This is a genomic window from Flavobacterium panici (assembly GCF_024499525.1).
GTDB lineage: Bacteria > Bacteroidota > Bacteroidia > Flavobacteriales > Flavobacteriaceae > Flavobacterium > Flavobacterium panici.
In genome coordinates, this window is the sequence record NZ_CP100437.1 from 4,918,926 (window position 1) to 4,935,011 (window position 16,086).

General features: G+C 35.6%; 9 protein-coding genes. 2 read left to right on the top strand and 7 right to left on the bottom strand.

Annotated features, from left to right (window positions below; genetic code table 11):
* Positions 1 to 79: 79 nt before the first annotated feature.
* From NLJ00_RS20650 to NLJ00_RS20675, 6 genes are all read right to left on the bottom strand, one after another.
* Entirely contained in the window at positions 80 to 2,749 is a 2,670-nt protein-coding gene (locus NLJ00_RS20650; protein WP_256635230.1) for a beta-1,3-glucanase family protein, read from the bottom strand.
* Positions 2,750 to 2,927: 178 nt separating this feature from the next.
* On the bottom strand, positions 2,928 to 6,884 hold the full coding sequence (locus NLJ00_RS20655; protein WP_256635231.1) for a family 16 glycosylhydrolase: 3,957 nt from the start codon (positions 6,882 to 6,884) through the stop codon (positions 2,928 to 2,930).
* 429 nt (positions 6,885 to 7,313) lie between these two features.
* Positions 7,314 to 10,244, bottom strand: a complete 2,931-nt coding sequence (locus tag NLJ00_RS20660; protein WP_256635232.1) for a triple tyrosine motif-containing protein — start codon at positions 10,242 to 10,244, stop codon at positions 7,314 to 7,316.
* A gap of 524 nt (positions 10,245 to 10,768) precedes the next feature.
* Positions 10,769 to 11,407 carry an HAD family hydrolase gene (locus NLJ00_RS20665; protein ID WP_256635233.1) on the bottom strand — a complete coding sequence of 213 codons (639 nt, stop codon included), beginning with the start codon at positions 11,405 to 11,407 and terminating at the stop codon, positions 10,769 to 10,771.
* A 90-nt stretch (positions 11,408 to 11,497) separates the two neighbouring features.
* Positions 11,498 to 11,965, bottom strand: a complete 468-nt coding sequence (locus tag NLJ00_RS20670) for an NUDIX hydrolase (protein WP_256635234.1) — start codon at positions 11,963 to 11,965, stop codon at positions 11,498 to 11,500.
* 68 nt (positions 11,966 to 12,033) lie between these two features.
* On the bottom strand, positions 12,034 to 12,957 hold the full coding sequence (locus NLJ00_RS20675) for a DUF4440 domain-containing protein (RefSeq protein ID WP_256635235.1): 924 nt from the start codon (positions 12,955 to 12,957) through the stop codon (positions 12,034 to 12,036).
* A gap of 165 nt (positions 12,958 to 13,122) precedes the next feature.
* Here NLJ00_RS20675 and NLJ00_RS20680 point away from each other — a divergent pair, with 165 nt between their 5' ends.
* On the top strand, positions 13,123 to 14,292 hold the full coding sequence (locus tag NLJ00_RS20680) for a DUF4861 family protein (RefSeq protein ID WP_256635236.1): 1,170 nt from the start codon (positions 13,123 to 13,125) through the stop codon (positions 14,290 to 14,292).
* Positions 14,293 to 14,394: 102 nt separating this feature from the next.
* Here NLJ00_RS20680 and NLJ00_RS20685 read toward each other — a convergent pair whose 3' ends face one another.
* A complete protein-coding gene (locus NLJ00_RS20685) occupies positions 14,395 to 15,426 on the bottom strand; it encodes a LacI family DNA-binding transcriptional regulator (protein ID WP_317169640.1) in 1,032 nt (343 codons plus the stop codon).
* 190 nt (positions 15,427 to 15,616) lie between these two features.
* On the opposite strand from NLJ00_RS20685, the gene NLJ00_RS20690 reads away from it, so the two are divergent.
* Positions 15,617 to 16,066 carry a YhcH/YjgK/YiaL family protein gene (locus NLJ00_RS20690; protein WP_256635237.1) on the top strand — a complete coding sequence of 150 codons (450 nt, stop codon included), beginning with the start codon at positions 15,617 to 15,619 and terminating at the stop codon, positions 16,064 to 16,066.
* The last annotated feature ends 20 nt before the right edge of the window (positions 16,067 to 16,086 follow it).

Genomic DNA, 16,086 nt, shown 5'->3' on the forward strand with positions numbered 1-16,086 from the left:
AGTGCAATCTAATTGGGTCAAACTAACTAACGCTCCCTAATTATTATCTAAAATCTAAAGCCTAAAATCGTTTTTAAAACTATTTTTTTATGAAACGTTTGATCGTCTGTTTGCCTTCTTTTTCAAAAACAATAAAATAGATTCCTTGCTTCAAATGCGAAACATCAAAACTGTTATTATTGATTTTTTGAGAGGCAACAGTAGATCCCGTTTGTGAATCGACTATTTTTACGTTTCCGCCAGAAAGATCTGTGGTTACATACAATGTATTTTCAACCGGACTTGGATAAACATTTAAAGCAATTTCTACCGGTTCTTCTGCTGGTTGAACCGAAGCCGTTTTAGCAGCTGCACCCGCACCAACTTTAGTAATTTTAATCCAGTTGATGTTCATTCCGGTATTTTGAATGTAAATTCCGAAATTGTATGTTCCTGCATTTACATTTACCGTTTGCGAAACCGTCTGCCAGTTTTGCCATCCTCCGGTATTTGGAATATCAACATTTCCTAAAACAATTGTTCCTCCGTTTAAATCAGATGATAATCTGCCGCCAGTAACGGCACTTGCCACTCTGTATTCAATTAAATAAGAACCTGTTGTTGGGAAATTAATGCTGTTATACGCTAACCAATCTCCTGTTTCTGTGTAACCTACATTTGAGCCTCCGCCTGTATCTGTAGTTGCTTCAACCTGAATTCCACTCATTGCTGAGTAATCTTCGGCCTGAATTAAAACTGAAGTCTGCGAACTTGTAGCAGGAACTAATTTCCATTGTCCGCAAGTTTGGTTGTTATTATCCCATTGTTGTATAATTGCTCCAGAAGCTGTACTTGCTCCTGCAACCTCAACAATTCTACCACTGTGTCTTGCTACAATTTTATAGAAACCATCGCCTGTAGAAACCAATACAAACTGCTGATTTGTTGTTGCATTGTATGGATATTGCTCTAAACGTGCACCGTTTGCTTTATTAAAATTATTGATGTCTAAAGACTGGCTGCTGTGGTTGGCAATAATTTTATACAATCCGTCGCCTAAATGTGTAAACGTAAATTTTTGATTGTTTCCAGAATTAAGCGCGCCTTGATTAATTCCTGCTCCGTTAGATAAACTTGCATTCCAAACATCCATATATAAACCGCTGTTTCTGTTTTGTAAAAAGAAAGTCTGGTTTCCTAAAGTTGTAGTTCCGTTTGCAAGGATTCTGATAGAAGTTACTTTATCGTTCCAAGTAGTGTTTAAACAAGAATTATCAGAATTAATTACGGTAGAAGCTCCGGTAAAATTATCATCCTGATATAAAATGGCCTGATATCCTTGTGTGATTTTTAATGAAGAAATATCATCATTTAAAACACCTAAAGTATTTAAACGAGCTAAATTATAATCTCCAATAGTTAATCCGCCAGAGAAACCTGTGTAATTACAATCTTTATAAACTGTAATAACATCTGTCGAAGCCGGAACAGAAGGAACCGTTCCTGCATAACCTCCAAAAACGGCAATTACTTTTGTTGGCTGTGGCGAATGCAATGATGGCGACTGATCTGCAACGTCATCATAAGCAAATCCATACGCTAAATTATCAATGCTGATTCCCGGTAAATGCCAAAATTTAGAATAATGGTTTGTTGGGTTTACCTGATAGTATTTTGAGGCATCGTACCAGTTTTGCTGTCCCGGATTTGCTGTTGTAGTATTTACAACGTGTCTGTTGATTGCAGCAGTTAATTGCGCCTGAATCACAAGATCTAAATCTCCGTCAACCAATCTTCTGTCCAGAACACCTTTTCCTTCAAGAGCTTCCTGAGTACTTGGTCTGTATTGAACCCTTCCTGTACGGCCAACAAATCCTCCAGATTGTCCAACCATTTCAAGCTGTTCGCCAATAACTCTTCCTTTAAAAACTCCGGCGTCTCCGGCATAAAAGATTAAATCTTCATTTTTATATTTATTCCAGATCGCGTCGATATAGGATTTTAAATAATTGGCTTGTGGCCCAACCGTTGTTCCTCCTGTTCCATCTGCAAAAGCAGGTGTTTTTGACGGAGCTGTAATTTCACCTGTTGTATTGTTTACACAACCTTGAAATTCTGATGGAACATTGGCTTTAAAAGCAGCAACAATATCAGCGTGTTTTTTTAGTTCACCAACTTTCTTTTGATATCCGTTTGCGCCAAATAATTCCAGTCCCATTGGATATTTATACGAATCTACTCTCGAAGGATTTCCGAAGAAACCATATTGATTGTTCGTTAATTCGATTATTTCATATAAAATTCCCTGATTTGGATCTGTTGCATTCAGCGGATTTGGCGATGTATATCCCGAAGGAGCTCCATTGGCACCAAAAAAGTAAAAATACAACTGCGAACCTTTAGAAATAAAAACTCGGCAGCCTGCAATTAATGGCAGCGTGAAAGTTTTGTTTGGAATTTCACTCAGCTTGGTAAAACAAGCTGCGTATTTTGAATTTTGTCCCGGTCCGGTATTTCCTCCAATTGTTGGCCCCGTAACGGTATTATAAGAAGAACTCATTGGTAAAACCTGACTTGTTTTGGCATTTACCCAAACATGGTTTCCGGTGGTATAATCGATACCAACAATGGCTACATACAATTCATTATCATTAAATGTAGAAGTATTACTAATCGTGAAAGGAATGGCTCCCTGCCCGAACATAAAATTTGAAAACACCAAAAACAGTGCTGTCAGTAGTGAAAATCTTTGAAGTTTATTTTTTTTCATATCTAAATAATTGTGGGGTTTATGTAAATAGATTCTAAACTGAAGTCATTTTTAAATCATGACTTTTTAATCATCCGTCAGGTGCAATTATTTGGTGCTATCCATTTAAATTTAATTCCAGCTTACAATTGAATGAGAGGGTTTATTTTAAAACAAACTACACCCAACGGATTTTTAATTATTTCTTAATTAGCTTTTTTGTCCAGCTTTTTTGATCTGATTTGAAATTCAGTATATAAATTCCTTTTGTCAGTCTGCTCAAATCAATTACGCTTTCACTTGCTTCTTTCTCCGGTTTATTCTGAAGAACCAGCGTTCCTGAATTGTCATAAATCGTGATGATTTTGTTGTCTAAATTTTCAGGAATGGCAACTTGAATATAGTTACTTGCCGGATTTGGATAGATGGCAAAAACAACACTTTCCGGAGCACTTTCTTCAACTATAATATTCGCTTTTTTAGCTGCAGAAGCAGATCCGTACGCTTCAATTTCATACAATGAATATCCGTAAGGAGCCAAAGCTTTTGTTGTACATAAAATACGCAGGTATCTTCCAGTTCCGCTTACGGTTAAATCATCCGTTCCTCCATCGCTGGCAGTTTGTGTGTTGATTGTTTCGTTTTCGGTAAAAACATTATCTGTAGAAAGCTGTACTTTGTATTGCGTTGCAAAAGCTGCTTCCCATTTCAATACTACACGATTCAGGTTGTAGTTACTTCCTAAATCAACATAAATCCATTCTGTCGCATTTGCAAAAGAACTTGCCCATCTTGAAACTGTTCCGTCTCCGTCTGTAGCTTTACTGGCTGACAATGTTGCATTTTCTTCTGTAGAAGCCGTTGCCGTTTTTGACAAAGCTAAATTTACATTCGGGTTTGCTGTAATATTTCTAACAATAACATCGCTGAAAACTCCCGTTCCTAAAGTTCCGTTTGCGTGAGAGGTAACCGCCATTCCAACATAAATGGTATTTGCCATTGTAATTGTTTTTGGAGTTCCAAGTTGTGTCCACGTTGTACCGTTATCAGATGTGTAAGAAGTAAATACATTTCCTGCACGTACCACACGAACCCATTTTGGAGCTGTTCCCGCGGCAACATCTGCAACCGTTACTCCCGAAGTAGCATTTCTCGATAAAAACTCAACGCCTGCAGCCGGTGTAACATCTGTCATAGCATGTTTAGAAGTTGCTGTAAGTGTTTCTCTAAACATTACTCCCGCTTTTGCGTATGTATTGGTATTTGTTAACGAATTTACTTTGGCAATAATTTCGGCATCACCAGTAATAGATTGATTTACAAATTGAAATTGATCGCTGGTTTCCCAAATATCAGTTCCTGAACCTTTTATAGTGAAAGTTCCGCTAGAATGTGTTGCTTCTCCCGCTGGTGTTACCGCACCCAAATCTGTACTAACCCATGGTGCAGGTAATCCAACTGGAGTTTCTGTCGAAACTAAATTTAAAGCTCTTAAATTATCAAAATAATACGTGTTTCCAGAATTTGTTCCCGGCTCGTATAAGAAAACAAAACGGTTTACTTCGCTGTCTAAAGTCGAAGCGTCTGGCGTGCTTACATACGTAAAAGTTACCGTATGCCAAGTATTAGTTTGTTTTACAACTCCCTGATAAATACTGTGTCTTCCTACCGGATAATTTGACGGAACCGAAGCACTGCTTTCTGCCTGCCATGAAATAACAGATCCAACCGGAGCAGAAGTATAAACATCCATAGCGAATTTTTTAGTTCCCGCTTTGAAATCTCCTATATTGGTTAAAGTCGTATTGAATGAGAAGTTATCATATAATTCTGTTGACTTACGAACATATCTTCCAACATTTGATGAAGTATTAATTCCTGTCGCACTCGGATTTGCTACGTTTGCTGTATAAGTTCCGATAGCGTCTCTAAATGTAATATTGTGAACCGTTTGATAATCTTCGTAAACAACTCCAGGCGTAAATGTATCCGGAAGTTTTGTTGCTCCAATTCTGATATTATCAAAATAATAGGTGTCGCTTGTAAAAGAACCTGAGTTAAACAATAAAACCATTTGGTTTACTGCCAAATTCGAAGTTCCTGCATCTGGGCTTGAATTGTAATAAAAAGTCAACGTTTCCCATTGGTTTTGTTTCGTCGTAATCGCAACATAATTACTGTTTCTTCCCGTTGGGTAATTAGCAGGAAGTGAAGTTGCGCTGTTTTCTAAATTCAAACTTACAACCGTACCAATTGGTGCCGATGTATACACATCAATCATGATTTTATTCGTCTGGTTTTTTAATAAACCAGCATCTTCAATCGTGCTTTGCGTATTAAAGAAAAGTACATCGTATTGTTCGGTTACGTTTCTAACGTATCTCGCCACATTTGCAGACGAGTTAACAGCATTTGAACCCGGATTTGCCACAACCGAATAAGTTCCTGTTGTAGTTCCTTTTATAATTTTGTTGATGCCGTCGTAATTCTGCAATATATCTGTGGCAACAATTGGTTTTTCTGGTGTAGCTCTTGTCAACAGGTTATCAAAATAATATGTTGCGCCAGAATTTGAATTCGATTCAAAAAGTAAAGCCACATTATTAATCGTCAAAGCGCTTGTATTGGCATCGATAATTTTTTCGAATTCAAACTCAATTGTTTCCCATTTATTCTGAACTGTTGTAGTTGCTTTGTAACCGCTGTGTCTTCCTAACGGATAATTTGTCGCTGTGGTGACATTGCTATTTTCTAACTGCAATGAAACTTTAGTTCCAACCGGAGCCGAAGTATACAAATCAAAAGAAATTCTTTTTCTTCCGTATACATAATCATTTGCATTGCTGATTACTACATTTTTGATATTGAAAACATCGTACAATTCAGATGAGTTACGAACATATCTTCCAACCAAAGCCGAAGTATTAATTCCGGTTGCAGAAGGATTTGCTACGGCTTCTGTCAAAACTCCCGTTTTGTTTCCGTAAACAACATTTCTGTTCGTTTGAAAATCTTCCTGAATTTTCTCTACAGGAATGGCAGGTTCTGTCGCTACAGCCAGTTTATATGTATTTGCCGTACAGCCCGAAGTTGTTGCTGTTACCGAAACATCTCCGCCTGCAGTTCCCCAATTTACAGTTACTGCATTTGTTCCCTGTCCGGCAGTAATTGTTGCTCCCGCAGGAACTGTCCAATTATAAGTTGCACCGGTAATAGCATTTATAGAATACGTTTTACCCGTTTCATTTTGATACACTTTTGCATCTCCGGCAACGCCATATTTATAACTTCCGTCATAAACACGAACATAATCTATCTGCAATTTTGCCGGAAAATCAGCCGGAACGGGTGCTACTCCTGCCCCATTTACACTTGTATAAGGTGTTCCTGCACTACCAACAGCAAGATTTAAAATAATATAAAACTGATTATCGTTAAAAGGCCATCCGCCGTTTACAGTAGTATTTGGAGTTGCGGTGTGAAATAAAACATCATCAACATACCATTTAATAAAATTTGGTCCCCATTCTACCGCATACACGTGAAAGTCTGTAGATAAATCTGTTGGAGAGCTATAACTTCTTCCCGTAAAATGATATCCGTTTCCATCGTAATGAATTGTTCCGTCTACAGATTGTGGGTTTCTGTGTTTGGCTTCCATGATATCAATTTCACCAGTATACGGCCAGTTTCCTCCTACCGGAAGCATCCAGAACGCAGGCCATGCACCTTGTCCGTTTGATAACTTCATGCGGGCTTCAACTCTTCCGTATTTAAGGGAATACTTTCCTTCTGTAGTTAATTTTGAAGAAGCGTAAGGCTGATCAGGAAATGCACCATTCGGCTCGTATTTTGCCTGAATGTTCAAATAACTGTTTGCTCCTTCTTTTACAATTGTCGCCTGATTTGGGTCGTAACGCTGAGCCTCAGCATTTCCGAATCCGCAAAGCGCCGGACAACCGTTTCCTGAAATACTCTGCCACTTGGTTAGGTCAACAGTAGTACCGTTAAATTCATCTGACCAAACTAATGTTTTACATTGTGCCTGGACATTCAAAATTGGCAGCAACACAAATATTGCCGCAGCCAAAAATCGTTTAAAATAATAGAAATTGTCTTTCGGTGGTCGGCCGAAAAAAGGGTCATTTTGATTCATTTTTTTTAGTTTTTTGTTAGTAAAGTTTATTACCTCGACAAAAACCTATTTTGCAGAAATGGGTTCTTATTCTAATAATAATCCGACAATATTAACAAATAAATCAGGCTACACTTACATTTTCGAGTACGGTTTGACTACGGTGATTTAAAAAAAATGAAGAAAAAAGGCGTAAAACTACTTAGGATATTACTTACGAGATGAAATCCCGTTTTTTAGAAGTTATTCTTAATTGTAAAGTTTGTAAAAAGCTGCAAGAGATTTTAAAGGCGTGAAAATTTTAAACACATAGAAACATAGATTTTCTTCTTGCTTCTTATTTGAGATTATAAAAAAAGCTCGCTTTTACACATAGCTATTTGTTTAAACTAGTGAAACGCCTTTTTTTAGACAAAGTAAAACTATGTTCCTATGTGTTTAAATAATGGCCTAGAAATTTAGAATGAATTCTGTGATATTTGCATCAGACGGAAGCTGCAATTTTTTTCGAATTCTGTATCGGGTATCTTCAACTCCGCGAACAGAAATTCCTAAAAGCGGAGCAATTTCTTTTGTATTAAAGTTCATTCGCAGATACGCACACAATCGCATATCGCGCGGAGTCAATTCCGGATAAGTTGTTTTCATCCTCTGCATAAAATTATCATGCAATTGATTGAAGATTTCTTCAAATTCGTTCCAATGTTTATCACCCTGCAATTCGTGATCGATCAATTTGTTTATTTTGGTCAATAAACTAAAGTTCACATTGGCGTCGTTTTTCTTATCCATCTGTCCGATCAATTCTTTTATCGAAAGCAGGATTTCATTTAAATGAATAAGGTTCACGGTATTCGAAGCTACTTTGGCATTTTTAAGATTTATCGTAGTTTGAAGATTTTCACGAACAATGGCCATATTTTCTTGTTCCAATGTCAATCTTTGTTCGTTAAGCTCGGCACGGCTTCGAAGCAATTCTTTTTCCTGATTTAGGATTAATTGCTGGCGATCACGCTCAGCCAAAGATTTTTGATATCTAATAATAAAATAGATCACAACACTATAAAGTATTAAATACAAAATATAAGCCCAGATTGTTCTGTACCAAGGCGGTAAAACTTCAAAACGAAAAACGGCTTCTTCGCTTACGACATCATAAATATTTTTTGCCCTAACATGAAAAACATATTCGTTTTCAGGTAAGTTTGTATATTCTTTTTCTGTCTGAAGGCTGTATTCTGACCACTTTGGCTCAAAACCTTCAAGCCAATATTCGTATTTTGTAGCATCGGCTTCATCATAAAAAAGCGATGAAAAAGAAAAATGAAGCGCATTATGTGAATGCGATAAAACATTGGAAATTTCTTCGCATGCTTCTTTTGTTTTATTTGGAAGTACATCAAATCGGCTGGAAAATAACAGACTGTCTTTCGGAAAAATACATTTAACCTCTGAAATTACCGCTTTATATTTCGTTTGATATTGCTTGTTTTTAATAGTGTTATAATGAATTAAACCATCCTGCGTACCAAAAAACACATCGCCGCTGGCTGTGGTTTGAATATTCTCAAAACCCGGAACGTATAAATATCTGAGTTTTCTAAAAGGCAGTTCTTCAACCTCAAAACTTCCATTTGGGTTTTTAGTTATTTTTCCTGTGTTTTCTCCAGAAACGTACCAGATATTATCCTGATTATCCGATTTTAATAAGCGAATATGGTTTTCCATTCCAAGATATTTCCTGAAAACGGGTTCGGGAATCATTTTCTTCGAATGAGAATCTTGTTTGTAAACTCCTTTTGTTGTTCCAAAAAGAATCTGATCATCAATTTTAAAAGTATTCAAAAACAAACTCGACGGAAAACCATTCTTTTGATTGTAAAACTCCACTTTTGAAACCGCATCGAATGTTTTATTAAACTGAATTTTATAAATGCCTTTGTAACCGTGAGCAATCCAAAAATCGCCGTTTTTATCGGTTTCGATAACACGGCTGCTTTCTTCAAAACCTTTTATTTTATTTTGATAAACCCACGTATTATTTGTTTTTTTGAGAAGATACATTCCGTTATAACCGCCAACGATCAATAAATCAGGATGATTAGGAGCTAATATTCCTTTCCACGCTCCATCTGTTTTTGCCAATAATTTTGCCGAATTACCGGAAACTTCAAAGATTCCGTTTTTTTCGAAAGCCAAAAGTGAATTTCCAAAAACACCAATATTCCAAACATTTTCAGACATTCCCGTAACGTGCTGAAAGTTGGCATTTTCATGTTTTCCGTTTTTATAAGAAAGCCAATCCATCCAAAACAAACCGTTATCTGTAGCGATATACAATTTGTCCTGATAAATCTGACTGCAGTATATTTTGGTTTCTGAATTTGAAGTATCTAAAACTCTGGATAAAGGCGAAGAAATCTGAATCAGCGAAATTCCCTCCTTTAATGTAACCCACAAATTTCCTTCTTTATCAACCTTTAAATTGGTTACATAATCATTTTGCAAACCCATTTGTTTGTTAATATGCTGAATCAAATGTCCCGAACCATCTATGACTATCAATCCCGATTGTCGGGTTCCAATTCCGAAATATCCATCAGAAAGCTGAATCCCTGTAGAAATTTGATTTTGCTTCAAAACATTGTCTGCTTCTGTTACAAATGGCTTTAGCTGATTATCTTTAAAAGTAAAAAGTCCGTTTTTTTGTGAAAGTAACAAAAGTCCATTTTTAGTTTGAAAGATTTTTCGAATCTTCATTCCGGCAAATTGATCACTGTTTGTAATCGCCGTTAATGCATTATTTTTTAACTGCAGTAAACCTTTTGCATTATCCAAAACATAGATTTCCTTATTGACTTCAAAGAAATCATCAAATTTTACATTAGACTTTACAACCTTGATTTTATTGTTTTTGTAGATAAATATTTCTTCATAAGAGAAAAAAATGACTTCATTATTTCGGATAACGGTATGTACCACGTCACCAAAATTTCGCGCCGACTCCGGAAGTAATTTTACTAAAGAGGTGTATTGGTACTGCCCGTTTGGCAATTGAATAGCGTAACCAAAATCGCCCTGTGCGCCCACATACATTTTGTCTTTTTTGTCGATGGCAAGCGAACGAACCATACTTTTGTTTTCGGGCTGCGTTACAATGCTCCAGCGAACACCGTCAAACTGCATGATCCCGAAATGATTGGCAAAAAACATCATCCCCTTAGAATCCTGTAAAACATCCCAGTTTTCTGAAGCCGCTTTGTACGTTTTCGGATTATAATTGGTTATAAAAGGAACTCCAATTTTTTTAATCTGCGCCTTTACAATTGGAGGAACGAGTATTATCGATAAAACTAAAATTCTAATTATACATTTCGTCATTTTGTTTCTGTCTGTAGGTTATTGTGTGATTTTTGGGAATCACATTTTAGGAAATTGACTCTTGGGGAAAGCCTTTTTCCAGGCAAAAAACATTCATTTTTTAAATGTATTAATAACAATTATTCATTATTATCAAACCAAAATAGAGAATGTCGAAATTCAAATATATAAAAATTTATTTTAATGCAACAAATTACAATTTAATCAAACAAATTAGTAATTGTAAGAGGAAAATTTCAAAAAATTAAATTCTAATATCGACAGTTGTCAACTTTGTCAAAGTTTTAAACTTTGACAAAGTTCTGCGCTTTTATTCGCAATCTTGTCATTGCGAGGAACGACAAAAAATGCGGACATACTTTGTGTGCCTTCGACTTCGCTCAGGCTGACAACTTAAATAACTTAATCTCCCGCCATGTCAGGCTGAGTGAAGTCGAAGCCCCGTCCTGTGACTAAACCCGACAGGTTTTTAAAACCTGTCGGGTTTAACCCAAAGCATAAATCTAAAATCTGAATTCTAAAATCTAAACTCCCAACATCTCACTCAACTCTTCATAACTATGAAAAAGAACCGCTCCTTCTTCCTCTAAATCAGCATTATTATAACCATTAGCAAAACCATAAACTTTAAAACCGCTGCTTACGCCCGCTTTTACACCCGCTTTACTATCTTCTAAAACAACACATTCTTTTACATCAAAACCCATTTCTTTGGCGGCAAATAAAAAGATTCCCGGATCTGGTTTCCAACTGCTAATTTGGTAGGAACTGAATATCTTGTTTTCGAATTTATTCAGTAAACCAGCCACTTCAAGATTCAATCTGATTTTATCAACTGGACCGCTCGAAGCCACGCAATACGGAATCTTTAATTTTTCGATAAACGAAACTACACCTTCCATTGGTTTCACCTGCGTTTTAAAAGCCTCAAAACTTTTCTGGCGGTAATCTGACTCGAAAGATTCGGGAAGTTTTTGATCGATAGCTTCCTCAATATGTCGGAAACAGTCTTTTAAATTACGGCCGTTAAAATTGCGATAGGCATCTTCAAGTTCCATTTCAAAACCATGTTCTGCTGCCATTTCGAGCAGAATTCCGTTACCAATTTTTTCTGTATCGACTAAAACTCCATCACAATCGAAAATAATACCTTTAACTTCCATATCTTATTTTTAACTTTTAATTACTCTGATTAATTTAACCAGATGACCAAAATGGAAATTACTAAAATTAATTCAAAAACTAGTTTTGATTTATAACGTAGCCGAAATTTTAGAAACCATCTGAATTATAAAATCGGCTTGTGCGGGATTTATTTTCTTTAAAGCTTCGGCAGTTTGAAACCACTCGCCTCTGTCAACTTCGGGAAACTTTTCTGTTTTTCCGGATTTCGGAGGCCATTCCATTTCAAAATCATTGCTTTTTATCAAAGTTTCATCCACGTCAAATTCAACCGCCCAGGCATGAACAATTTTACCCGATTTTAGTTTTACGTATTCCAGTTTAATAAAATCACCATCGACCTCAAAACTCGTTTCTTCCTTAAACTCGCGTATAGCAGCGTCAAGCGGATCTTCATCATCTGTGAACTCCCCTTTTGGAATCGACCAGCTTTCTAAATCTTTGTTTTTCCAAAGCGGTCCGCCCGGATGCACCAAAAAGAAAAAGATTGTTTTGTCTACAAATTTATACAGTAATATGCCGGCGCTTTGTTTCTTCATGAGGCTGTTATTTATTTTTTCAAAAATCTAGTCTATAAATATCGTTATACTTTTTGGAATATCAGAGATTAATTATGGTTAACCATTTGACGATAAAGCATTAGGATTCCGTTTTCATCCCTTTTCCAAAGATTAATGCTTTTTCCGGTTACAATTGCCCTTCCCTTTTTATTGTCCCACGAAACATCGACATAATAATAACCGTACTCGATAACAAAATTCTTTACTGGAATAATTCTGCTTGCTTTAATGGATATCGAATCAATTGAAACTCCATTTGGTTTTTCGTGTTCAACGAAATATGGTTTTATATTTTCAAATCCAATAAACATTGGCGTATCGTATGTTAGGTAAATAGCATCTTTTGTAAAGAATTCAACCGCATGTTTCTCGCCTTCCCTTTTTGTTACGAGTTCGGCGATGCGTTTATTTCGTTTATTGACTTCATCCTCTAAAGACTTTTTTACAGCAGGTTTTGGGATATCACTTTCTTTTGTTTTTATAGAAGCGAAATTAGTTCCGTCAATTGCTTTGTTTGCTCCCCATATTTCTGATATCAAAGTGAGTTTCCCGTCTTTTACTATTTTCCATACATTCAAATATTTTCCGTCATAAACCAGCGCACTGCCTTTATCGTTTACTGCATCAATATGGAAAGTTCCAATTTCAATTCCATAATTATCAATCAGCTGAACTTCAAAAATATCTCGTTTGTAAGCATTTATTTTAAAGTTAGAAAGCCATTGCTCATAATAGGATTTTATATCTTCTTTTGTATATAATGCTTTATGATATTCGGGCATACAAACTGGCGCTGCATCATCATAATATTGTATTATAACATTACTGTCATTATGTAAAAAAGAATCTGTTATCTGGCTGTTTATTGCTTTTAGTTTCTCTTTTAACTGCTCTGTATTTTTAATAGTTTGTCCTTCTAAATTCGTAAAAATCAAAAGGAAGATCATAATCGATAAATATCTATTTTTCATGGTTTTAGAATATTTAAATTGATCTCTTAAAAGTAGAAAAAAAATACATATATAAAATTCAATATCAACGATTTGTACATTATTACTCCTTTTATGTATTCAGAGTGCCGTTTAGATTTGTATTTTTATGAAATAAAAAAAGCAAAAAATTAAAACTATTATATTTTGAAAAAACATTTTTTATTCACCGCAATTCTGGCTGGAAGTTTTACCATTCAGGCTCAAAATAAAATCATAACGGTCAGCAATAATCTGAAAGTTGATCGAGAATTTGAAACCGTTGAACTCACAAAAAAATCACTCGGATTAGCTGCAGATTCTAAACTTGAAAATTATGCTGTAAAAGACATCAGCAATAATTCATTTTTAGAAACCCAAACCGTAGACAATGACGGTGACGGAACTGCGGATGTACTTTTATTTCAACCTAAAATAAAAGCCTCGTCAAAACAGGATTTTGAAGTTTTTGTTGGAACTAATCCTTCGGCATCGAAAATTGTGAGTTGTTATTCAAGATTTGTTCCGGAACGAACAGATGATTATGCTTGGGAAAACAATAAAGTGGCGTTTAGAACTTACGGGCCTGTAGCTCAAAAAATGGTTGAAGACAATATCGCAGGCGGAACGTTAACTAGCGGAATTGACGCTTGGCTAAAAAGAGTTGATTATCCTATTATCAATAAATGGTACGAAAAAGCAACTAACGGAACGGGAACATATCACAAAGATACTGGCGAAGGTTTGGATAATTTCCATGTTGGCGACAGCCGCGGAATTGGCGGAATTGCTGTAAAAGCAGATGGTAAATATTATTTCTCTAAGAATTTCGTAAGCTGGAAAACCATTACAACCGGGCCAATCAGAACGAGTTTCATTTTAACGTATGCGGATTGGGATGCAAAAGGAAATAAAATAACGGAATCGAAATTAATCAGTTTAGATTACGGAAGTCAGTTTTCACGTTTTGAAATCAACATTACCGGAACTAAAACAGTTTCTGCGGGAATTACGCTTCATGAGAAAAAAGGAACTATTGGAACTAATTTAAAAAATGGCTGGCTGAGTTATTGGGAACCAATCGACGATTCTGAAATTGGTTTAGGTTTAGTCGCTCCAAAAGGGACATTAACGAGTTTTGATAATCATGTTACTGATGAGAAAGATTTGAGCAATCTTTACGGAGATATCTCAGTTAAAAACAACAAAGCAATTTATTATGTTGGTTTTGGATGGAAAAAAGGAAGTCCGTTTCAAACCAAACAAGAATGGGAAACCTATTTGACTTCTTTTGCAGAGAAAGTAAATAATCCTTTAGTCGTGAAGGTTAAGAAATAAGATTGGCCCACGGGTTTTACGGATTGAACGGGTCTACGCTGTTTTTTTTTTAAATAATCTGCGTCAATCAGTTTAATCCGTAAAACCCGTGGGCAATTAAACTCAACGCCTTGCAGGAAAATAATTCTCCTTTAAGATAATTTCTAAGGGAATATAATGTGTACGTTCTGCATCTTCCTGAAGAACCAGTTTTTTGTATAAATAATTGATTCCCATATAACCTTGGCTTTCGGGTCTTTGGTTGATTAGAAAATCAATTACACCTTTGTTTAGGTATTCGATATTTTCATTTAATAAATCGTAACCAATAATTCGGATGCCTTTTATATTATTTTGTTCCAAAAATCTTGCGACGATATAAGCCCTTGAATTCGGTACAAAAATACTGCTGATTCCTGAAAACATCTCCAGATTCATTTGATCGATTCCCGAATCTTTAATAGTAACTTCTGAAAACTTAAAATTAGTAAGTTCTTCATTTCCTTTAAAGAAAGAATAAAATCCGTCGATTCGCTGCAAGTAAACCGATGTACTTTCTATTTCACGGGTAATTTTAAAGATCAAAACGTGTCTTTCGTTTTTTACCGCAAAACTGATTAATCTTCCGGCCAGATAACCGCTCTGAAAAGCATCCTGACCTACATAAGCATGATCATCTTCATTCGAAATATTCGAATCGATCATGACAACCGGAATATTTTTCTTTTTGTATTCATTTAAAAACTGAACGGAATCTTCATAAAATATTGGAGCAAATAATAATCCGTCGCAATCGAACTCCAAGACTTTTTTGACAGATTCCTTAAAAGAAGCTGCGTTAAAATCGTAAAAGAAATAATCCAGAACGATTCCGAATTTGCTAAACTCCAAAGCGGCTTTCTCAATACCTTCAACCTGACTTCTCCAATATTCTAATTTTTCATATTTAGGAAGAAAAACCGCAAAATGAAACTTCTTATTCAAGGCCAGATTACTGGCGAGAATATTTCGCTTATAGCCAAATTCTTCAATTATAGCATTGACTTTATCTACAGTTTCCTGTGCAGCCTGACCGCGATTATGTATAATCCTGTCAACAGTTCCGGGCGAAACATTGGCTAATTCGGCAATTTTTTTAATTGTTATGATATTGATTCTTTTTTAGTTAAAATAATAAAAGCTCTTTGGTATAAATTATTTTTTTTAGCAAAAATAAGTTGTTTTACATTACAATTTACATACATTTGTAAAATACCGTGTGCGTACACGTAAAAATACACATAATATAAAAACGGCAGACAATTTTTATATTATTATTTAGAAAACCAAAACAAAATTTTACCCAATGATTGTAGATTCATTACATAATGCAGCTAAATATTACAGTCTGCATCCTAATTTTCAAAAAGCTTTTGAGTACGTAAATCAAACTGATATTGCCAATCTTGAAGCGGGAACTATAGAAATTAATGAAGGCTTAAAACTAATCGTAATTCACGGCGACGGAAGTACGAGAGAAGAAAGTATTAAAGGCTTTGAATGCCACGATAAAAACATTGACATTCAAATTTCAATACAAGGCCCTGAAACTTTTGCATGGAAACCAAGAGAAAAATGTGTTAGTCCAAATGGCGATTACAGCGACGAAAGAGATGTTCGTTTTTTCCACGACAAACCGGATATGTTTTTTGAACTTCAGGAAAAACAATTTGCTATTTTATTTCCCGAAGATGTTCATGCCGCGATGATTGGCGAAGGTTTTTTGAAAAAACTGGTATTTAAAGTTAAGATATAAAAATTTCAAGTTTCAGGTTT